The sequence below is a fragment of the Actinomadura madurae genome (assembly GCF_900115095.1).
GTDB classification, from domain to species: Bacteria; Actinomycetota; Actinomycetes; order Streptosporangiales; family Streptosporangiaceae; genus Spirillospora; species Spirillospora madurae.
This window is the reverse complement of the sequence record NZ_FOVH01000005.1, coordinates 123,035-144,240: the sequence shown is the minus strand read 5'-3', so window position 1 is coordinate 144,240 and position 21,206 is coordinate 123,035. Positions and strand designations below refer to the sequence as shown.

The window sequence follows — 21,206 nt, the reverse complement described above, 5'->3', positions numbered from 1 at the left end:
GAGCCACCGCCGCGACCGTGGAGGCTGCCGATGTTGTGCCGGTGGAGGGGGAACCGGCGCGTGGGGGTGCACCTGCCAGATGGTAATACGCCGGGTATGTCCGGGCTGGACGTGATACCCGCTCCCGAGATCCCTTAGAGTCATGGGGTTCGCACACGTCAGGAGAGACGAGGTATGCGCGGAGGGCGAATCGCGGCGGGCACCGCAAGCCTGGCCCTGACGTCCGGTCTGGCCTTCGCCCCGGCGGCGGCCGCGGCCCCGGCGGCCCCGGCGGACCGTCCACGGGCGGCGCCCACGCCGACCAAGAAGCCGGCGAAACCGAAGAAGACCCAGCAGCGGGCCCCGGCGCCCAAGTGCAACAAGCAGATCGGGCAGCCCGCGTCGGCGATCACCGTCGAGCCGTGGGCGCAGCGGCGGCTGGACTTCGAGCAGGCGTGGCCGATCACCCGCGGCGGGGGCGTGACCGTCGCCGTCGTCGACAGCGGCATCAACGCGGCCCACCCGCAGCTCAAGGGCAAGGTCGCCGCGAGCTTCGACGCGTCCGGGACGACGACCGACGACTGCCTCGGGCACGGCACCGAGGTCGCCGGCATCATCGCCGCCACCGACATGCGCAACCGCGACGTCCCGTTCGTGGGCGTCGCCCCGCAGGTCAAGCTGCTGAACGCCAAGTTCGCCAGCGGGGAGAGCACCCAGGACAACACGCTCCTGCCGAAGGCCATCACCTGGGCCGCCGAGCACGGCGCGAAGGTGATCAACGTGTCGTCGGCCGCCCCGGACACGCCCGCGCTGCGCGCCGCCGTCCAGGCCGCGCAGCGGCGCGACGTGCTGATCGTCGCCGCCGCCGGCAACGTCGCGCAGGACCAGCGCGGCAAGGAGAGCGCCGCCTACCCGGCCAGCTACAAGGGCGTCCTGTCCGTCGCCGCGGTGGACGAGGCGGGCACCATCACCGGGTTCTCCAACATCAAGACCCGCATCGACGTGTCGGCGCCGGGCCAGAACGTCATCTCCACGCTCGGCAACGGCTACGCCGGCGGCCTGCAGGGCACCAGTTTCGGCGCCCCCTACGCCACCGGGGTCGCGGCGCTCGTCCGCGCCAAGCACCCCGACCTGAACTACCAGCAGGTCATCAACCGGATCCTCATCACCGCGGAGGGCGGCAACGGGCAGGGCAGCGGGCACGGCATGATCAGCCCGCTGCAGGCGGTGTCCGGCCTCGTCGACCCGAACGCCCGGCCGGGCGCGGCCGACGCCCGCCCGCTGAGCGGCGCCGTCCCGATCGCCAAGCCCGAGCCCGTCGACCACCGCGCCCGCACCATCGGCCTCGTCGTGGCGGGCGGCGCCCTCGCCGCCGCCTTGCTCGTCGCGCTCGGCGGGGCGGTCATCCCGCTCGGACGCAGACGCGGCTGGAGGCCGGGCCGCGCCGTCCTGCCCGCCGAGGAACGCGACTGAGAAACGCGGAAGCCCCGGGCCGCGACCGGCCCGGGGCTCGCGCGTGCGCCGCCTACAGTTGCTGGCCGTAGAAGGCCGTCTGGATGAGGCGCTTGCCGGTGCGGCGGTCCGACTGGGTGCCACGACCCTGCGGCAGCGGGCCGGGCCGGACGTCGAACAGGTTGCCCTCGTCCTTGTTGCCGGACATGATCAGCGCCGGGGTGGCCATGTCCTTCAGCCGCTGCAGGACCGGGTCGAACATGGCCCGCCCCGCGCCGCCCATGGTGCGGGCGATGATCATGTGCATGCCGATGTCGCGGGCCTGCGGCAGCAGCTCGGCGAGCTGCGCGAGCGGGTTCCCGGACGGGGTGGCGACCAGGTCGTAGTCGTCCACCACCAGGAACAGCTCCGACCCGCTCCACCACGACCGGTTGCGCAGCTGCTCCGGCGTCAGGTCGGACGGGGGCAGCCGGTTCACCAGGGCGCCGTGGACGTCCTTCATCAGCCCGCCCGCGGCCGTCGACGACGCCGCGAACCCGATGACGTGCTCGCTCTCCGCCGAGTCCAGCAGGGCCCGCCGGTAGTCGAGCATGATGATCCGGGCCTCGTCCGTCGTGTAGCGGGCCTTGACCGACTCGACGATCAGCCGCAGCAGGTTGGACTTGCCGCACTCGTTGTCGCCGAGGACGACGAAGTGCGGATCGTTGTCGAAGTCCAGCAGGACGGGCGACAGCGTGTCCTCGTCGATGCCGATCGGGATCCGCTTGCCCGTCTCGGTGACCGCGGGCAGGGAGGTGTGCGGCAGCACGTCCGGCAGCATCCGGACCGGCGGCGCGGGCGGCCGGCCCTGCCAGCCCGCCTGGACCGTCTGCACCAGCTGCCGGAGGCCGTCGGTGAGGTCGCCCGCCGAGGGGCGGGCGTCGATGCGGGGCAGCGCGTTGAGGAAGTGCAGGCCCTCGCGGGTGAGGCCGCGCCCCGGACGCCCCTCGGGGACGTTCGCGGCGAGCTTGCGGTCCATCTCCGACTCGTAGGGGTCGCCGAGCTTCAGCTCCAGCTTCGTGGTGAGCAGGTCGCGGATCGTGAGCCGGAACTCCGACCACTTGTTCGTCGCGGCGACGACGTGGATGCCGTAGCCGAGACCGCGCGCGGCGAGATCGGTGACGGTCGCCTCGACGGCCTCGAACTCCTGCCGGACGGTCAGCCAGTTGTCGACGACGAGGAACACGTCGCCGAAGCCGTCCCCGGCGATCTGCCCCTCGGCGCGCATCCGCCGGTACGCGGCGATCGAGTCGATGCCCCGCTCGGTGAAGAACCGCTCCCGCGACTCCAGCAGCCCGGACACCTCCGCGACCGTCCGCCGGACCCGGTCGGGGTCGAGGCGGCTGGCGACGCCGCCGACGTGCGGCAGGTCGGCCAGGGCCGCGAGCGCGCCGCCGCCGAAGTCGAGGCAGTAGAACTGCACCTCCTGCGGCGTGTGCATGAGCGCCAGCGACGTGATGAGGGTCCGCAGCACCGTCGACTTGCCGGACTGCGGGTTGCCCGCCACGCCGATGTGCCCGGCGGCGCCGGACAGGTCCAGCCACATCGGGTCGCGGCGCTGGTCGAACGGCTTGTCGACGATGCCCGCGAACGCGTGCAGCCGCCCCCGGCCGTCCCACCCGGCGGTGGTGAAGCCGAACTCCGGCGTCTGCTGCAGGTTCGGCAGGACCTGGTCGAGCGTGGCCGGCTCCTCCAGCGGCGGCAGCCAGATCTGGTGCGGCGGCGGGCCGTGCCCGGCGAGCTGCTTGACGACCAGGTCGAACAGGCTGATCTGCGGGCCCTTGTCCTCGTTCTGGCGCTGCTGCTCTTGCTGCGGCTGCTCCTGCATCTGGGGCTGCACGTACGCGGGGGTGAACGGGACGACCTGCGCGAGCTGCCGCGGTCCCTGCTGCGACGACTCCTGCGCCTCGTCCTCCTCCGGCTTGTACGCGCCCGACACGTACGCGGCCCGGAACCGCGTCATCGTCTCGGTGCCGATCTTCAGGTAGCCGTTGCCGGGCGCCTGCGGCAGCTCGTAGGCGTCGGGCACGCCGAGGACGACCCGCGACTCGGCCGAGGAGAACGTCCGCAGGCCGATCCGGTAGGACAGGTGCGTGTCCAGGCCCCGCAGCTTGCCCTCCTCCAGGCGCTGCGAGGCGAGCAGCAGGTGGACGCCCAGCGAGCGCCCCAGCCGCCCGATCATCACGAACAGCTCGGCGAAGTCGGGCTTGGCCGACAGCAGCTCGGAGAACTCGTCCAGCACCACGAACAGCGTCGGCATCGGCTTGAGCGCCGCGCCCTGCTCGCGGGCCTTCTCGTAGTCGCGCAGCGAGGCGTAGTTGCCGGCGGCGCGCAGCCACTCCTGCCGCCGCACCATCTCGCCGTGCAGCGCGTCGTACATGCGGTCGACGAGCGGCAGCTCGTCCTCAAGGTTCGTGATGATGGCCGAGACGTGCTGGAGGCCGTCCATACCGAGGAACGTCGCGCCGCCCTTGAAGTCGACGAGGACGAAGTTCAGCACCTCCGACGAGTGCGTCATCGCCAGGCCGAGCACCAGCGTGCGCAGCAGCTCCGACTTGCCGGAGCCGGTGGCGCCGATGCACAGGCCGTGCGGGCCGTACCCGCCCTGCGCGGCCTCCTTGATGTCCAGCTCGATCGGGCGGCCGTCGGCGTCCAGGCCGATCGGCACCCGCAGCCGGTTGCGCGGCGCCCGCGGCTGCCACGCCTGCCGCGCGTCGATCCGCGCCGGGTCGGGGACGCCGAGCAGCGTCGTCAGCGTCGTCGCCGCGGACAGCGCGTCCATCTCCGGGCCGGTGGCGGCGCTCGCCCGCAGCGGGGCGAGCTGCCGGGCCAGGCCGTCCGCCTGGACGTAGCTGAACGCGTCGGGCCTGCCGAGCAGGCTCGGCACGTCCTTGCCGGTGCGGTCGCGGCGCAGCATCGCCATCTTGTCGGGCGCGACCCGCAGCCGCAGCATCGTGTTGTCGGCGGTCGGCGCGACATGGCCGGTCAGGTCGATGACGCAGACGCCCTCGATGCCGTCCGAGCCGATCTGCGAGTCGGGGGTGACGGCGCCGCCGTCCACGATGACCACGTGGTAGGGCAGGTCGCTCTGCTGGAGGCCGGGGGTGAACCGCGCCCGGTCCTTCACCTCGGTGCCGAACATCCGCTCCAGCTCGGCGAGGCTGCCCGCCATCAGCCGGACCGGGCCCGCCGCGTCGGTCACCTTCGGGTGCATCGAGTGCGGGAGCCACTTCACCCAGTCCCAGTGCGGCATCGCGTCCGGCGACGCGCACACGCTGACCCGCATGTCGTCGGGGGAGTGGAACGCGGTGAGCTGCGCGACCATCGCCCGCACCATGCCGCGCACCGCCTCCGGGTCGCCCATCGGCAGGATCCGCGCGAACGACGGCAGCGACACCGCCACCGGAAGGTTCGGCACCGTCGAGTGCGCCCGGACGAACCGGCGCAGCGCGCCCGCCGTCATCGGCTCCAGGTCCTCCACCGGGCGCGTCTCCGGCGGGATCAGCTGGACGGCGAGCTTCTGCGGGCCCGCGCCGATCCGCACGTTGCCGAAGTCGGGGTCGGTGGGGCGGCGCTCCCAGATCCGGGCGCTCATCACCAGCGACCACAGCGAGTCGGGGGACGGGCTGTTCCACTCCAGCGACTCGCGCTGCTGCTCGGCGGCACGGCGCACCTTCCGCCGCACCTGCGACAGGTAGCGGAAGTAGTCGCGGCGCGCCCCGTTCAGCTTGAACTTGCGCTCGCCGGAGCCGCGGCCGAGCTGGCCGAGCATCATGCCGCCCATCGCCAGCGCCATGCCGCCGCTGCTGACCATCATCAGCGGGCTGCGGGTGCCGCCGCCGAGGAACATCAGGCCCATCATCAGCGGCATCACGGCCATCGGCAGGTACATGAGCACGTTCTGCAGGCCGCCGCTCTGCAGCTCCGGGATCTCCGGCGGCGACTCCAGCAGCAGCTCGCCCTTGGGGGCCGGCGGCGGTTTGCGGCGCTCCTTGCGCCTGACGAGGGTGGTGCTCACCTCGGCGTTCCTCCGTGGGCTCGCACCCCGGGCGGCCGAGTTGTTCGGGGGAGCACGGCCGGCCCGGGGACTACGTGTGATGCTTGAGGTTGATTTAGCGTAGGCGGACGTCACATCCTAAGCTGCGCGTCGATCGGATCCGCCCCCTGATCTGACCTGGAGGACGGGAGCTCCCGTGAATTCGCCCGCCACAACCGAACTCTGCAGGGTCACCATCGTCGCGCCGAAGCGGCGCATCGACGTGTCCCTGCCCGCCGACGTGCCGCTCGCGCACATGCTTCCGACACTGCTGCGCGCGGCGGGCGAGGACATGGCGGACGCCGGGCTCGCCCACTCCGGCTGGGTCCTTCAGCGGCTCGACTCCGATCCGTTCGACGCCTCGCAGACGACCACCGCCCTCGGCGTCCGCGACGGCGAGATCCTCTACTTCCGGCCGCGCATGGCGCAGCTGCCGGAGATGTCGTTCGACGACGTCGCCGACGTGATCGCGTCCGGGATCCGGGAGCGCACCGACCGGTGGCGGCCCACCACGACGCGCTCCTTCGGGCTCGGCGCGGGCGGGATCGCGCTGGTCGTCGGCGCGATCGTCATCGCGCTGTCCGGCCCGCCGTGGATCGTGCCGGCCGCCGCCGCGGGGGTCATCACGCTGCTCACCCTGATCATGGCGACGGTCCTGTCGCGGGCGGTCGCCGACTCCGGCGCGGGCGTGATCCTCGGCTACGCGGCGCTCCCGTACGCGTTCCTCGCCGGGCTGGCCGCGCCCGCCCGCAAGGACCTGGAGCTGTTCGACCTCGGCGCGCCGCACCTGCTGGCCGCGTTCGGGGTGACGGCGCTCGCCGCGATCATCGCCGCGTTCGCCATCGCCGACGGCCTGCCCGTCTTCCTCGGCGTCGCGTTCGCCGCGTTCGTCGGCGCGATCGGCGCCGGGGTCGGCTTCGCGTTCGACGGCCTGCCCGCCGCGGGCATCGCCGCCGTCGCCGCGGTGGTGGTGATGATGTTCATCGCGGCGGTGCCGTCGCTGTCGTTCAAGCTGGCGCGGATGCCGCTGCCGCCCGTCCCGAGCAGCGCCGAGGACCTGCGCCGCGACACCGAGACGGTGGACGGCCGGCAGGTGCTCGCCCGCACCGCCGCCGCCGACCGGTTCTCCACCGGCCTGATCGCCTCGATCGCGCTCGTCGCGGCCGGGGCGATGCTGTTCCTGTTCGCCGAGGACGGCTGGGCCGGGCCCGCGACGTCCGCGACGATGTCGGTGTCGCTGCTGCTGCGCGCCCGGATCTTCCGCGGCGTGGCGCAGCGCTCCTGGATGCTCGTCATCGGGTTGTTCGGGCTGGTGCTGACGACGATCGGGATGGCGCTGCACGGCAGCCAGGTCGTGGCGCTCGCCGCGGCGCTCGTCCCGCTGCTGGTGCTCACCGGGATCGTCGTCGCGGTCACGCTGTGGCTGCCGGGCCACCGCCCGACCCCGGTCTGGGGCCGCTGGGGCGACATCCTCGACATGCTCGTGATGATCTCGCTCATCCCGCTCGCGCTCGCGGTGCTGGACGTCTACACCCGCGTCCGCGGGCTGGCCGGGTGACGCGCTGATGCAGAGCCGGCGCGATCTCTACCAGGCGCACCGCCTGATGACGCAGCGGGTCGGGCTCGCCCTGCTCCAGGGTGAACCGGACGTCGCCGAGTCCCCGATGCGGCGGCTGTCGGTCGGCGCGTTCGCCGGTGTGATGGTGGGGCTGCTGATCATCGCGGTGTTCGGCATCTGGGGGCTGCTGTCCCCGGGCGGGGCCAAGGGCCTGGACGAGCCCGGCAAGCTGATCATCGAGAAGGAGACCGGGACCAAGTACATCTACGACGCGGGCACCAAGAAGATGTTCCCGGTCGCGAACTACGCGTCCGCGCTGCTCGCGCTCGACTCCGACAGCGAGCCGGAGCGGCGCACCGTGTCGCGCAAGTCGCTGTCCGGCTTCGAGCGCGGCGCGATGATCGGCATCCCGGGCGCGCCCGACTCGCTGCCCGGCAAGGACCAGCTCATCCGCGGCCCCTGGTCGGTGTGCACCCGGCAGGCGTCCGGCCCGACGGGCGTGCCGCGGCAGATCAGCGCCCTCGCCGCCGGGCGCAAGGTGGGCGGGCGCCGGCTGAGCGACACCGAGGCCGTCGTCGTGCAGACCGGCGGCGCCCCGTGGGTGGTCTGGAAGGACCACCGGATGCAGATGACGATCCCGGCGAACCAGGTGACGTCGCTGACCGGCGGGCCCGGTGCCGTCGAGGTGCCGGCGACGTGGCTGAACGCGATCCCGGCCGCGGGCAACTTCGGCTCGCCGAACGTCCCGGACCGGGGCAAGTCGGTGCCGGGCCCGCGCGGCGGGACGTCCCGCGTCGGGCAGGTGTTCAAGGCCGAGACCGGCGCCGGCGGGCAGGCGCTCTGGTACGTGATGCTCCCCGACGGGCTCTCGCAGATCAACGAGACGCAGGCGCAGCTGCTGCTGCGCGACGTCAAGACCGCCGCGGCCTACCCCGGCGAGCAGGCGCGCCCGCTGCCGACGGACGTCCCGTCGGCGCAGCAGCTCGCCTCGAAGACGCGGCTGCTGGACAACAACCTTCCGCCGACGCTACCGAAGTTCGTCTCCTGGGATACCGCCACGCCGCTGTGCTCGGTGTTCCCCGTCGGTTCCGCGACGGCCCAGCTGACCATGGGCGGATCGCTCCCGGCTCCGTCCGCGGGGGTGCTCGGCTCGGGCACCGCGGGCTCGTCCGGGACGATCGACCAGATGGTCCTGCCGCCCGGCGGCGCGGCGCTGATGAGCCTGGTCCCCGCGGGCGGCGGCAACGCGCAGGGCGGCGGCTCGGGGTCGCTCTCGCTGGTCAACGACCAGGGCATCCGGTTCGCGCTCCCGTCGGCGGAGGTCGCCAAGAAGCTCGGCTACGACGCCAAGAAGGCGGCGCCCGTCCCGTCCAGCGTCATCCACCTCATCCCGCAGGGCCCGGCGCTCGATCCCACGCAGGCGCGCAAGCCGATGTCCACCTCAAAGGCCTGAACTATGACGTAGGTCACATGAACCGCTAGATCATCAGGCGCGTCGACATAGATGGCGCGTAACACCTATGATCGCTCACATTTCGTGTCGTCAGGAGTGCTCCCCTAGCAGGCCGGGCCCCGGTCACCGCTCCCTTTCTCTTCTGAGGCACGTGAGAAAAATTCGCAAACGGAGGTGACACTGTGGGAAACACGTCCGCAGCCGACAGAGCAGCGATGCAGCAGGCCGCGACCCGGATCGAGGATTCCGCGGGCATCGTCAAGGGCCTGCAGAGCCAGCTCGAAGGGCACAAGTCGCAGCTGATGTCCGGTTGGTCCGGTAACGCCGCGGTGTCGTTCAACCGGGTCTTCACCGAGTTCCAGACCGAGATGGACAAGGTCCGGACGGCCCTGGAGGGCATGCACCAGAAGCTCGTGCACACGAAGATCACGTACGAGAGCACGGAGCAGGAGCAGCAGGACGCGGTCAACAAGATCAACCAGCTGCTCAACGGCGGCACCTGATCGGTCCCCCTCCCCGTCATCCCTCCGACCGCAAAGGACTCCTACGGTGAGTGACAGCTACACACGGGCGAATTTCGGCGCGATGCAGCAGGCCCAGGCCGACTTCACGCTGGCCTACCGCGCCCTGGTCGACGAGCTCGACGACCTGGAGAAGAACCTCGAACAGCACCTCAGCCAGTGGGAGGGCGGTGCGCAGACCGCCTACTGGGACGCCAAGCGCCAGTGGGACACCGCCGCCGCCCACATCGGCCAGGTCCTGAACCAGCTCGGTGTCGTCATCGGCGACGCGCACAGCAACTACAGCGGTGCCGAGCGCGCGAACCAGAACATCTGGTCCGGCTGACCACGGCGCATGGCTTGGTCTACGTCGTGCAGGACCGCTGCCGGGCCTGCACGGCGTAGGCATGCCGGGGGACGAAGTGTGATTCGCCGGGAGGGCGAGCGATGACCGATTACAACCTGACTCCTGAGCAACTCGCGAAGGTCGAGTACACCTACACCGTCGGGGCCAACCAGTACAGTCCCGGCCAGACGGTGGAGGTCCACGGGCTGACCCAGCAGGAGTGGGACGATCTCCCCGAGTGGCGCCAGCGCGACCTGTACTACGAGTACAGCGCGGGTGCCGACGCGGGGAAGTGGGACGACCCGAAGAACGCCCTCCCGCGGGGGGAGACGCCCGACCGCAGCGAGTGGAACCTGAAGGCCGAGAAGGGCTACGAGGTCGATCCGGGGGAGCTCCGCCAGCTCGCCAAGGACATGAAGTACAAGCTCGACATCTGGAAGCGCAAGCTGAACAAGGTCGGCGCGACCTCGATCACCACGGCCGACTTCGGCGGCATCAAGGGCTCCGACAAGTTCGTCGAGCTGACGACCGCCAGCAAGAACGGCTTTCAGGAGTACATCACGGCCATCGAGACCGCCTACAACGGCGTGATCGGCAAGCTCAACGCGACGGCGGACCAGTACGAGAACGCCCACGGCAACACCGAGAACCGGGTGAACGGCGTCGATCCGACCGGCAGCGGCAACCCGAACCTCTCGTGATCAGCGTCCTGGAAGGAGGGACAGATGGGTAAGCGGAATCCCGAGTCGTACCCGATCCGGGACGGGATGGAGTTCGGGGCCTACACGTTCGGCGACCAGGACTTCGGCCAGATCAAGGAGCAGCTCAAGAAGCTCCGGCCCGAAGCCGTCGGTGACGCGTCGACCGCCTACAAGGACGCCTCGGACGTCCTCGCGGAGATGACCGGCGAACTGCGCAACAACTTCGCCAAGCGGATCGTCCAGCACTGGCAGGGCGACGTGGCGCAGGAGGCGCTCGACCAGCTCGGGCAGGTCTACGAGACCTCCGGCAAGCTGTCCGACGACAGCCACAACAACGCGCAGCTCTACAACTGGTACAAGACCAACATCCTCGACTGGTACAAGACGACCGGCGAGTCGATGGAGGACGGCTACGTCCACACCGGCGGCGACGACGACCGCGCCCGCGAGCTGATCGAGAAGTTCAGCCGGCGGATGAAGGAGGCCTTCGACGGCCACCCGCTCAAGATCACCAAGGACCTGCCGACCACCCTCGGTGACGGGCACGACAAGCCCCCGGGCGGTCCCGGTCCCGGCGGCGGGCCCGGTGGCCTTCCCGGCGGCGGCCCCGGTGGCTTCTCCGGCTCCGGTTCCGGGCTGCCGACCTCCGACCCCGCGGGCGCGTTCAAGCCGGGCGGCGGCCCCAGTCCTTTCGCGCCCGGTGCCGACAGCCCGTTCAACCCGGGCGGCGACGGCGGTCCGCACCTGCCCGGCGGCGGCCCCGGAGCCGGCGGCGCCGGCTTCGGCAGCCCGGGCACCGACCTGTCGAGCTTCCCGGGCGGCGGTCCGCCCGGCGGTGGCCCCGGCCTCGGCGGAGGTGGCGGCGGCTTCGGCGCCGACCCCGGCGGCTTCGGCGGCGCGGGCTCGGGCGGCGGTGCCGCGGGCGGCCCCGGCGGCGCCTTCGGCGGCGGCGGTGCCGGGATGGGCGCGGCCGGACGCGGCGCCGCGGCGGGCATGCGCGGCATGGGCGGCATGCCGATGGCGCCCGGCGCGGGCCAGGGCGGCAAGGACGAGGAGCGCGAGCGCAACACCTGGCTGACCGAGGACGAGGACGTGTGGGGAGCCGACGACGACACCGCTCCCCCGGTGATCGGCTGAACCCGCGAAGCGGCGTGGGCGGGCGGCGGAGGCTCCGGCCTCCGCCGCCCGGACGTGCGACGGACTAGGGAGTGTGCGACAGATGCGGTGGCTGCTTCGGACGGCGGCGGCGACGGCGGCGATCGGGCTGGCGGCCGCGCCGGTCGTTCCCGCACAGGCCGCCCCGGGCCCCAGGTCGGACCAGTGGTGGTTCGATTCCTGGAGCATCCAGAAGGAGGTCTGGCCCGTCACCAAGGGCAAGGGGGTGACGGTCGCCGTCATCGACACCGGCGTCAACGCGCAGCTCCCCGACCTGAAGCCCGTCGTGCTCCCCGGCACCGACCTGACCGGCAAGGGCGGCGACGGCCGGCAGGACACCGACGCCTACAAGCACGGCCACGGCACCGGCATGGCCAGCCTCATCGCCTCGCAGGGCACCAATACCGGGTTCGTGGGCGTCGCCCCCGAGGCCAAGATCCTCCCGATCGCCGCCTCGGTCAGCGGCACGACCACGGGCAAGGCCGTGCGTTACGCCGTGGACCACGGGGCCAAGGTCATCAACATCTCGGAGGGCAGCGAGTCCGCCGCCATCTACCCGAACCAGTGCCCGCCGCAGCTGCTCGAAGCCGTCCAGTACGCGGCGGCGAAGGACGTCGTGATCGTGGCCTCCGCCGGCAACACGGGCGACAACGGCAACAAGCCCTCCTACCCGGCGTCGTGTCCGGGCGTGCTCGCCGTCGGCGCGCTGGGGCACGACGGCAAGCCGTGGAAGTCGACGCAGCGGCAGCCCTACGTGACGGTGGCCGCCCCGGGCACCGACGTCGGGTGGATCAACAAGGAGGGCCACGCCTACAACGCCGGTGAGGGCACCAGCCAGGCGTCCGCGCTGGCCGCCGGTGCCGCCGCTCTCCTCCGCAGCCGCAACCCGCGGATGCCGGCGCGGCAGGTCGTCCAGCGCCTCACCGCGACCGCGAAGGACTTCGGCCCGCCCGGCCGGGACAACCTCGTCGGCTACGGCGTCATCAGCATCCCGCGCGCTCTCAAGCAGAACGTGCCGTCCAACGCGCCGAACCCGGTGTACGAGCGGCTCGACAAGGTCGCGGGCGCGAAGAAGGCCGGTGCCACGAAGCCGGCCGCGGCCGAAGAGGACTCCGGCGGCTTCCCGATCCTGATCGTGGGCGGCGTCGTGGTCGTGCTGCTCGTCCTCGGCGGCGGCGCGTTCCTGTTCCTGCGCGGCCGCAAGAAGCCCGCCGCTCCGTCCGGTCCGATGGGGACGGGGCCGATGGCGCCGCCGCAGCCGTTCGGGGCACCGCAGAACGGTGCCCAGCCGTCGCCGTACCAGCCGGGCCCGCAGCAGCCGCGGCCGCCGGCGGGCGGTCCGCAGAACCCGCCTCCCGGCCGCTGAGCCGATGCGCAGGCTGACCGCACCGACGTTCATCCTCTCGTCGGTGCGGACGGGTTCGACGCTGCTGCGCGCCGTCCTGGGCGGGCACCCGGAGCTGCACGCCCCGCACGAGACACACCTGGGCGACATCACGGTGGGTTTCGAGTCCCGCCAGGTCGCCGCCTCGATGGAGCGGCTGGGGCACACGGAGCGCGAGCTGCGCTTCCTCCTCTGGGACGCGGTGCTCGCCGAGGAGCTCGCCCGCAGCGGCAAGCGCCACCTGGTCAACAAGTCGCCCAACGACGTGTTCATCCGCGACGAGATCGTGGACTGCTGGCCGGACGCCCGGTTCATCTTCCTGCTGCGCCACCCGTCGGCGATACTGCGTTCCTGGCACACGGCGCGGCCGTACTACTCCGAGGCCGACCGCATCGCCGACATCGTCCGGTACTGCGAGGCGGTCGAGGCCGCCCGCCAGGAGCTGCCGGGCCCGGCCGTGCGGTACGAGGACCTGATCGGCGACCCCGGGGGCACCGTCCGGGGGCTCTGCGAGTTCCTCGGCGTCGAGTATCAGGAGGACATGCTCGACTACGGGAAGGCGGGCACGGACTCGTTCGTCCCCGGCCTCGGCGACTGGATGGGGAAGATCCACTCGGGCCGCATCCAGCCGGACCTGCTCGTCCCGAAGGCACCGCCGTCCGAGCTGAAGGACGTCTGCGTCGCGTGGGGCTACCCGCCCGGCTAGCGGCTCACGCAGTCCTTGCACGCCGCGAGCGTGCCCGCGATGCCCCGCGCGACCGCCTCCGCGCCGGCCCGCGCCTCCGCCTCGTCCAGCGGCGCCGTCTTGCCGGCCTTGGGGGCACCGTCCACGCCGGCCGGCGACGTCGTCCCGCGGTACCGCACGCTGATCACCGCGTTGCGGAGCCGGACGGTCGCCGCGACGCTCCCTGACCGCCCGAGGGAGCCGGACAGCGTCAGGTGCTGGGCGAACGCCTGGTCGCCGATGCCCATGGTGACGGGGGCCTCGGCGTGCAGGGCCCCGGCCGCACCGTCGGCCGTCCCGGCCATGGACCGGGCCCCGCCCCACGCCGCGTCGTACTCGGACTTCGCGGGTTCCGTCCCGTCCAGATGCAGCCGCACCGCGACGTTGAGCCGATGCGACGTGAGCGTCTCGGCGCTTCCCGCCGCCCCCATCGGCTCAGCCCACTCGCACGCCTCGTACCGGGCGTCCGCCGAGTTCCGGGCCTCGCTCGGGACTGGTGGCTCGGAGTTCGGCACGTACCGTTCGAGGGTCTCCCCGGGCACCAGCGAACACGGCTCCGGCATCGACGTGAACCGCCCCGCCTCCGACTCCCCGGACGGCCCGCCCAGGGCCCAGAAGGCCCCGCCGCCCGCGACCAGGGCCAGCGCGACGGCGCCGAGGACCCACCGCCTGTGCGTGAGCCGGGACCATCGGCGCGCATCCCGGGGAGGCGGCGCGGGCGCCTCGGCGGCCTGCTCCTCGACCGGCCGCTCCGACCCGTCCAACTGCTGCTCCGGAGCGACGAACTCCGGGCGCGACCCCTCAGACAAGCTGCAAGCCCCAACCACCACTGCCGGACATTCCGCCGCGAGGCTAACACCTCCCGTGACGCTCCCGGTTCGGTGTCAGCGCTTGGGAGGGCGGCTAGGTGCCGTTTCCGGTGCGGCGGAGGGTCTCGTCCATCACTATCACGAATGCGAGGAAAAGGCGGGCGTCCGTATCGGGGATTCCCGGACGCAGGTCGATTCGCCAGGCCATATCGGGGCGTTGCGCGCCGAGGGCGATCGAGTGGCGGTGCAGGTCGGTCATGACATGGGTGTTCCGGTCGAAACGGATGTCGCCGATCGGCACCGATAAGGAGTCCTCGACCGTGAAGTCGCGGCCGCGTTTCCGGATGGTGCCGATGAGGGTTCCGGACGCGTCCTCGACCGGGACGTCCCGGACCGGCGTCTCGCGGGGCAAGACCGTGGTCAGGATCGGTGCGCCGTCCGGGCGCGCGAGCCGGACGCGGTCGCCGGCACCGAGGAAGAGGGCGCGCCACGACCCCCGGGGCTGCCGGATCTCGGCCAGGACCTCGCCGTTCCAGCCTCGGCACATGCCTTGGGAATAGAGGAACTCGCCGGTGCCGAACAGCATGTCACCGACCGCACGCTTCGCCGATTTCGGTCATCACATTCCTCGGTATGGGCGGGGACAATACGAGAGGTATGCGTGATCAACGGCTATACGTTAGCGGATGCCGGACCAGTTCCGGAATTCCGCCCTTTACACGGGCGGCGGCACGAGGATTCGGTGAAGGCGCAGCGTGCGTTTGGCCCGTTCATGTGCGGCCGCGTCCAGGAGCGGGAGCTGGGCGTTGTGGGCCCGGACGTGCTGGAGGAGGTCGGGCTCCGGGGCGACGCCGTGGTGCTCCAGATGGTGGGGGACGCCGCCGAACCAGATCCAGGTGCCGTCGGTCTGGTAGGTGTCGGGGACGCTTGAGGGCCGTGCCGGGTCGAAGCCGTCCGTGAGGTGCCGGCCGCTGTCGTAGACGACCGGGGCCTCGCGGAGGTAGCGCAGCACCGCCTCGCGTTCGGCGGCGTCCAGCGCGGGACGCTTGAGGACGTCCGGGTCGCCCGGAACCGGGTTGCCGGCCAGGCGCAGCGACTGCTCGTGGACGTCCGCGCGGTCGCGGAGGGCCTGGAGGTTCGGGGCCTCCCGCACGGCCGCGTCCGCGGGCACGGCGCCGGCGACCGGGTCGGCGGGCATGGCGCGTGCGCGGTCGAGGACGTCCGCGACCGGGACGTTCTCCGCGTACAGGTCGCGGAGGCGCTGCACCCAGGCGCCCATGGCGTCGCCACCGGGGGCGGCCGCGTCGGCGCGGGGGAGGAACAGGGCCGCGGCGCCGCCGGCCCAGAGGTAGCCGAGGACGAGGTCGCCCTCGACGACCGGCAGGTACCGGACGGGGCCGTCGGTGGCGAGGTCGTAGCCGGGCGGAAGCTCGAAGTGGAGCGGGCCCCAACCCTCCGACCGGTCCATCGGCGTGCCGTCCGGGAACTCGCCGTGCCGGAAGGAGTCCCAGGAGTGGCGCTCGCCGCCGGGGTTGGCGAGCTCGGACAGGGCCCGCGTCCCGTCCGCGGTCTCTTCGGGCGCGCCGGCGGGGACGCCGCCGCCGCGGGGGTCCTCGGGGCGGCCGGCCCACTGCCGGATCGCCTCGCGGGAGGGCAGCCCCTGGGCGTGGGCGTCGCGGAGCCGCCGCGACCACACGGCCGGCGCCTCGAACGCCTGCTCCAGGAACTCGTTGCGGCGCACGAAGCCGGCGGACCTGTCGTCCATCCCGGCCCAGAGGTAGCCGATGTGCAGGCCGTTCAGCATCACCGGGAGGTGGACGACGGGCGTGCGGGTCGTGTGCGCGTACGACTGCGGGCGCGACGCCGCGAACCCGGGCGCCGGGGGGGCGCCCGGCGCGGGCGGCCCCTGCGGCCCCTGCGGCCCCCGGGGACCGCTCGGCGGAGGAACGTTGCTCATGTCGACTCCAGCGATCAGGACGAGCCGGTGATGGTCGCGACCGCGGCGGAGCGGACGTCGTCGGCGACGTCGGGCACCTCGAAGCCGCCCCGCCGGATGTGCTCGGCGAACTCGGGCTCCGGCGGGACGCCGTGGGCGCGCAGGTAGTAGCCGACGGCGCCGGGCCAGATCCAGGTGCCGTCGGTGTGGTAGGTCAGCGGGACGTTCCGTGCCTGCTCAGGGTCGAGGACGTCGCTGTCGTAGCTGCGGGCGGCCAGCACGATCGGGGCCCGCTCCAGGTAGCGCACCATCGCCTCCCGCTCGCCGCCGGGGACGTCCGGCCGCCGGACCTCGGGACGCCCGTCGGCCGCGGTGCCGTCGAAGGGCCGGGCGACGCGCATCTCCTGCCCGGAGCCGGCGTCCAGCCAGGCGGGGGTGTGCTCGGCGTCGCGCGGGAACCTGCGCTGCTCCTCCGCGGCCGCGTCCGGCGGCGGCGGGCTCTGCCATCGCGGCTCGCCGTCGCGGTCGTAGCGGACGTCGTAGGAGAACGGGAACGTCAGCGTGAAGGTGGCGGTGAACCAGGTGCCGAGGCCGGGGGTGTGCATTCCGGCGCGCAGCCGCTCGAACAGCTCGCCGAGCGCGGCGGGCACGTCGAACGGGGCGGGCAGGCCGGGGCCGGTGACCATGCTGACCTGCCCCAGGGTCTCGCTGTGCGAGCCGAGCGAGCGGTGCACCACCGTGCATTCGCCCCACCCGGGGGGCAGGCTGTGCGTCAGTGCCAGGGTGATCTGCTGGAGCAGGTCGTTCTGCTCGACGGGGTTCAGCGACCCGTTCTCGCTCACGACGTACCTCTTTCCGTGCGTCCGGGGGGCTGGCCGGGCGTCATCGGCCGCCGGCGCCCGCGGTCTGGCCGAGCCGCTCGCGCAGCCAGCCGGGGATGTGCTCGTCCGCGCGCGGGAACACCGCGAGGTCCCCGGCCCAGGTCTCGGGCGGGACGGGCGGGTCCCACCCCGGGTCGAAGTCACCGTTGAAGCTGATCCAGTACGCGCTCGGCGGGTCCATCATGAACCGCAGCCCGAACCAGGTGCCCTCGTCCGGCCGGTACATCATCGACCGCAGTTCGGCGGCGACGGGCATGCACTCGCGGGGCGGGTCGACGGCGGGGGAGCTCCCGTCCGGCATGATCACGGTCAGCCGGAGGTCGCCGACCCCGGCCAGCAGGAGGACCGTCAGGTCGATCCGCCGCCAGCCCGCGGGCGCGACCTCCAGCAGGGCCCGGCCGAGCCGCTGCGTCAGCTCCTCGTACCGCTGCCGGTCGTACGGCCGCGGCCCCTGCTGCGGAACCGGGGCCTCGGCGGGGGGCTGGTTCATCGCGTCGGTGCTCCTCTCCTCGTCGCGCAAGTCTATGGCTCCTGCCGGCGCCGGATTCACGGCTCTTCCTCGGTGTCCCAGTAGTCCCTGGGCGCGACGGGGGCGCCGCCGGGACCGCTGATCTCGACCAGATCACCGGACTCCAGATGGTCGATGATCGGGCCGGGAAGGGAGAAGGCCTGCCCCTGCTCGTCGGGCAGCCGTTTCGGGCCGCTTTCCCCGGGCCGGTGGAAGGTCTTCGCGCCCAGGTCGACGGGGGTGGCGGTGATGGGCCGCTGCACCCGGTAGACGCGATAGGAGTAATGGTCCGGGTCGCCCGGCAGCCGCCGTCTCTCGAATGGCGTGCCGAGGGTGAACAGGAGGCCCGAGCTGACCGGTTCGGCGGTGTCCAATTCCATGCCGGCGTCCAGGACCACTTCCTCGGCGGGGGCCGGTGCCGGCGTTCTGGCTTCGGGAAGACCGCTCCGGACGTGCCATTCGAAGATCTGATGGGTGCTGACGAAGTCGCCCTGGGCGGGCACCGGGCCGGGATGGACGACGAAGTATCCGCCGTGCCTGTTGTCCAAGGGCGACAATGCGAGGTAGCGGCGGCCTCGGGTCGCGGCACCCTCGGGCCGTTCCGCGGCCATCGAACGCCGCACCTGACGGCTCCCGTTCTTGTCGTGCGCGGGAAGGGTCCAGGCGTCGACGCCCTTTTTCCGGTCGGTGACCCTGGAAAGGGCTCCGGCGCCCCTGAGAACCGAGGAGTTCACCTCCGCGCCGGCCTCGGCGAGCACCGCGCCCGCCGCGAACGCGACGGCGGCGACGGGGCCGGCGTAGGCGTGCTTCTCGACGCTTTCGCCGTTCTCCATCCGCACGGCCGCCCAGGCCGGGGGCGCGTGGACGATCGACCAGCATCCGTCGGCCAGGCGGCCCACCAGGAACCGGTCCGCGTCCTCGCGGGGCACGACGGCCAGCAGTCGCTCTCGCGCCGCCGTGAACAGCCCGTCGAGACCGTCGGGCAATGCCGATTCCAGGTCGTCCTGGGGAGAGAAGTCGTGGGGGTCGAAGCGGTCCACCGCGTCCTCGACGGAGGCCAGGGCCCCCATCCAGCGGGGGACGCGCCGCGCCTCCTGGGGGAACATCCGCATTTCTTCGAAGGCGGCGAGCGGCGTGATCTCGTCCGCGAACGTGATCTCGTCGACGCTCCTGTAGCGGACCTCCCACGCGGGCGCGTCGTCGTCCGCGAGCGACGCCGCCTCTGGACGCGAGCGGACCGTGAGGTCCATCTCCAGCCACGTGCCGTCGCCGTCCTCGTACATGCGGGCGCGAAGGTGGCGCAGGAGGGGATAGATGCCCGACTGCGGGAGTCGCGCCTCGGCGGCGGTCATTCCGTCCGGGATGAAGGCCTGCTCGAACGACGAGCCCACGGCGCGGTAGGCGAATTTCAACGTCTTCGAGCCGTCGGGTGCGAGGCGGGCGAGAAGCGAGGCGATCTCGTTGAGCCGTTCGTCGTCCTGAGTCATGTGCGCCCCCGATAGATGCGCAGAGCCTCAGCCTTGGTGACCTGGATGATGTCCCCGGCGGCGACCAAGTCGGCGAGAGGACGCGGTAGAAGGTATCCCTGGCCCTTCGACGACGGCTCCTTTACACGCTGGAGCCCTTGCGGGGGAATGGTGGTCTCCTTGACGGGGAAACCCGGATACACAGTGATGGGGCGCTTGACGACGTAGAACCTGCGCTCGTTGTTGCGGCCCGTCCCGGAAAGCCCCCGGCGTTCGAAGGGCGTCTCAAGAGTGAACAGGTAGGGCTCGTCGGCCGGAGCGTAGCTGTCGAGGAGCGTGTTCTCCGGAAGCTCTTCACCGGTGCTCGCTCCGAAGTCACCCGGAAGGCGTGAATGGACGTGCGCCATGAAGAACTCGTGCCGGCCGATGAACAGCCCGCCATCTGGACGAGGCACCGGCCGAATCACCTGGTAGCCCTTGCGGTGCTCAAGCACCTGGTCGAGCACGATGCCGGAATCCCCGTAGCGGGCGCGCCCCTCGTCGAGCGACTTCTCTACGAGCCGCCGTCCGTCGTCTGTGAGCTGCCATTCAAGGCGCTTGCGGGCGTCGTCCCAGATGTCGCCGACAATGCCCTGCTCGCGTAGGAGATCCTCGTGCGTCGCGATGTTCTCGTCGACGGCCAGGCCCGCCGCCGCGTACGCGACCGCGTCCTGAGCCGACGCGAACGACGCCGTGTGGGACGCCGTTCCGTTCGCTCCGCGGGCGGCCACCCATTCCGCTTCCCCGCGCAACACCGACCAGCTTCCGGGTTCGAGCCGTCCGACCAGGAAACGCGACACCCGCCCGCCGACCAGGTCGCGCACGACCCGCCGGGCCCAGACGAACATCCAGGCGCTTTCCGGATAGAGCCGTCCGGTGAGTTCCCACTCGTCCTGCGGAAGCTCGGGAAGCGCTTCAGGGGCCATTACGATTCCCCGGGCGTTCCCTGGCGTCCCTGGGCGCGGAGTTCCGCCTCGAACAACTCGTGGGCGCGGAGGCGCAGCGTGTGGACGAGCGCCTTCTCGTCCGGCGTGAGGTCGCGCGCCTCCGCGCGGGACGCGTCCACCAGGCCGTTGATCGTCTCGTACAGCGCGTAGACCGGGCCGTCGCCGCGCAGCCTCCGGGCGCGGTACTCCTCGACCCGCTGGACGAACTCCGGCCGGTCGACCGTCTCGATGTCGGCGGTGGTGCCGAACCAGATCTTGTCCACGTACGACCGGTCGAGCTCGAACTCGCCGGTCCGCGGCGACAGCGCCCAGACGAACAACCCGCCGTCGGGCGCCTCGGCGAACGCGACAGGCTTTCCCTCGTACACGTAGTACTGCGGATACTTCTCAGCCACTTCGCTCCCTCACTGACGCGCGAGCTCGCGCAGCGCGTCGAGGCCCGGCAGCTCCTGCTCGGGCGCGTCCTGGCCGATGACCCCGGACAGCCTGTCCTCGGGCGCGAGCGCGCACCGGCGCAGCGCCTCCAGCGACGAGACGCCCTCCCGGTGGGCGTCGCTCAGCCGCATCTTCCACAGCCCGGCCGCGACCTCGCCCGCCGTTCCGGCCGGTTCCCTGCTCACGTAGCCGGCGGCCTGGCCGTCCGCCGACGCCCACACGTAGCCGACGACCGTCCCCGCGAGGGTGACGGGCAGGGAGCGGACGGGCCCGGCGGCCTCCTCCGGGTAGGTCGGCGGCGGGGCGCTGAACAGCGGCCCGAACCCCTGCGACCGGTCGGCGGGCGTCCCGTCCTCGAACAGGCCGTCCTGGACGGACGGCCCCTCCGGCGCCGGGTACCCGGGCGCGACCACCTCGTGGAGGGCCTGCAGGCTCGGGGCCCGCCGCTCCTCCTCGTCCGCCGGGATGGCGCCGCCCACCTGGTCTTCGGCGGCGCCCTTCCACCGCCGGACGGCCTCGGCGGCCTGCATGTCCCGCGCGTACGCCTCGGCGAGCCGGTCCTCCCAGACGTCGGCGGCGTACATCTCCGCCTCGGAGACGTCGGGGACGAGGAGGAAACCGGCCGCCTGATGCCGGGGCGACCCCCACAGGCAGCCGATCCGGCGGCCGCGCAGCAGCACCCAGAAGTAGATCAGCGGCTCCCGCGTCCAGTGCGCGTACGACGGGGTCGACGGCGGCAGCTCGACGGCGTCCGGGAAGGCCGGAGGCGCCCCCGGCCTGCTCGGAGGAGCGCCCGGGTCCCACGGGGGAGGCAGGTCACTCATCTCGCGCGTCCCTTTCGCGTCGACGTCCGTCCCG

At 72.3% G+C, this 21,206-nt stretch carries 19 protein-coding genes; 9 read left to right on the top strand and 10 right to left on the bottom strand.

Translation table 11 applies throughout. The annotated features are described in order from the left end of the window. Positions 1–174 precede the first annotated feature (174 nt). The gene (locus BM339_RS16710; protein WP_021596465.1) at positions 175–1,452 is read left to right on the top strand and encodes a S8 family peptidase; all 1,278 of its coding nucleotides are present in this window, start codon (positions 175–177) and stop codon (positions 1,450–1,452) included. Positions 1,453–1,504: 52 nt separating this feature from the next. Here BM339_RS16710 and eccCa read toward each other — a convergent pair whose 3' ends face one another. Next, the gene (gene eccCa, locus BM339_RS16705; RefSeq protein ID WP_075021438.1) at positions 1,505–5,488 is read right to left on the bottom strand and encodes a type VII secretion protein EccCa; all 3,984 of its coding nucleotides are present in this window, start codon (positions 5,486–5,488) and stop codon (positions 1,505–1,507) included. Between the two features lie 175 nt (positions 5,489–5,663). Here eccCa and eccD point away from each other — a divergent pair, with 175 nt between their 5' ends. The 8 genes from eccD (at position 5,664) to BM339_RS16665 (ending at position 13,309) form a co-directional block, all read left to right on the top strand. Continuing rightward, positions 5,664–7,064 (top strand): type VII secretion integral membrane protein EccD, encoded by a 1,401-nt coding sequence (gene eccD, locus BM339_RS16700; RefSeq protein ID WP_075021437.1) that lies wholly within the window; start codon positions 5,664–5,666, stop codon positions 7,062–7,064. Between the two features lie 7 nt (positions 7,065–7,071). After that, the gene (eccB, locus tag BM339_RS16695; protein WP_021596462.1) at positions 7,072–8,517 is read left to right on the top strand and encodes a type VII secretion protein EccB; all 1,446 of its coding nucleotides are present in this window, start codon (positions 7,072–7,074) and stop codon (positions 8,515–8,517) included. 215 nt (positions 8,518–8,732) lie between these two features. Then, entirely contained in the window at positions 8,733–9,020 is a 288-nt protein-coding gene (locus BM339_RS16690) for a WXG100 family type VII secretion target (protein WP_021596461.1), read from the top strand. 46 nt (positions 9,021–9,066) lie between these two features. After that, positions 9,067–9,363, top strand: a complete 297-nt coding sequence (locus BM339_RS16685) for a WXG100 family type VII secretion target (RefSeq protein WP_021596460.1) — start codon at positions 9,067–9,069, stop codon at positions 9,361–9,363. Positions 9,364–9,464: 101 nt separating this feature from the next. Next, complete coding sequence (locus tag BM339_RS16680; protein WP_021596459.1) at positions 9,465–10,064, top strand: hypothetical protein; 600 nt, start codon at positions 9,465–9,467, stop codon at positions 10,062–10,064. Positions 10,065–10,088: 24 nt separating this feature from the next. Then, positions 10,089–11,201, top strand: a complete 1,113-nt coding sequence (locus BM339_RS16675) for a hypothetical protein (protein ID WP_024936305.1) — start codon at positions 10,089–10,091, stop codon at positions 11,199–11,201. A gap of 82 nt (positions 11,202–11,283) precedes the next feature. Further along, positions 11,284–12,585 carry a type VII secretion-associated serine protease mycosin gene (mycP, locus tag BM339_RS16670; RefSeq protein WP_075021436.1) on the top strand — a complete coding sequence of 434 codons (1,302 nt, stop codon included), beginning with the start codon at positions 11,284–11,286 and terminating at the stop codon, positions 12,583–12,585. A 4-nt stretch (positions 12,586–12,589) separates the two neighbouring features. Next, entirely contained in the window at positions 12,590–13,309 is a 720-nt protein-coding gene (locus BM339_RS16665; protein ID WP_083597675.1) for a sulfotransferase family protein, read from the top strand. Here the strand turns inward: BM339_RS16665 and BM339_RS16660 are convergent. The 9 genes from BM339_RS16660 to BM339_RS16620 all read right to left on the bottom strand — a co-directional run bounded on the left by BM339_RS16660 (position 13,306) and on the right by BM339_RS16620 (position 21,172). Further along, positions 13,306–14,136: a hypothetical protein gene (locus BM339_RS16660; RefSeq protein WP_143118464.1), complete on the bottom strand. Its 831-nt coding sequence runs from the start codon at positions 14,134–14,136 to the stop codon at positions 13,306–13,308. The two genes, BM339_RS16665 and BM339_RS16660, sit on opposite strands and share 4 nt — an antisense overlap. 94 nt (positions 14,137–14,230) lie before the next feature. Next, a complete protein-coding gene (locus BM339_RS16655; RefSeq protein WP_021598004.1) occupies positions 14,231–14,722 on the bottom strand; it encodes a hypothetical protein in 492 nt (163 codons plus the stop codon). 129 nt (positions 14,723–14,851) lie between these two features. Next, positions 14,852–16,093 (bottom strand): hypothetical protein, encoded by a 1,242-nt coding sequence (locus tag BM339_RS16650; RefSeq protein ID WP_075021433.1) that lies wholly within the window; start codon positions 16,091–16,093, stop codon positions 14,852–14,854. 14 nt (positions 16,094–16,107) lie between these two features. Further along, positions 16,108–16,914: a hypothetical protein gene (locus BM339_RS16645; RefSeq protein ID WP_075021432.1), complete on the bottom strand. Its 807-nt coding sequence runs from the start codon at positions 16,912–16,914 to the stop codon at positions 16,108–16,110. Positions 16,915–16,954: 40 nt separating this feature from the next. Next, a complete protein-coding gene (locus BM339_RS16640) occupies positions 16,955–17,473 on the bottom strand; it encodes a hypothetical protein (RefSeq protein ID WP_024936303.1) in 519 nt (172 codons plus the stop codon). Positions 17,474–17,499: 26 nt separating this feature from the next. Then, positions 17,500–18,948 carry a glycohydrolase toxin TNT-related protein gene (locus BM339_RS16635; protein ID WP_075021431.1) on the bottom strand — a complete coding sequence of 483 codons (1,449 nt, stop codon included), beginning with the start codon at positions 18,946–18,948 and terminating at the stop codon, positions 17,500–17,502. Next, positions 18,945–19,892 carry a hypothetical protein gene (locus BM339_RS16630; RefSeq protein WP_075021430.1) on the bottom strand — a complete coding sequence of 316 codons (948 nt, stop codon included), beginning with the start codon at positions 19,890–19,892 and terminating at the stop codon, positions 18,945–18,947. The genes BM339_RS16635 and BM339_RS16630 overlap by 4 nt, the downstream gene beginning before the upstream one ends. After that, on the bottom strand, positions 19,892–20,308 hold the full coding sequence (locus BM339_RS16625; RefSeq protein WP_075021429.1) for a hypothetical protein: 417 nt from the start codon (positions 20,306–20,308) through the stop codon (positions 19,892–19,894). The genes BM339_RS16630 and BM339_RS16625 overlap by 1 nt, the downstream gene beginning before the upstream one ends. Before the next feature lie 9 nt (positions 20,309–20,317). Next, positions 20,318–21,172, bottom strand: coding sequence for a hypothetical protein (locus BM339_RS16620; protein ID WP_075021428.1), 855 nt, complete (start codon positions 21,170–21,172; stop codon positions 20,318–20,320). Between the last annotated feature and the right edge of the window lie 34 nt (positions 21,173–21,206).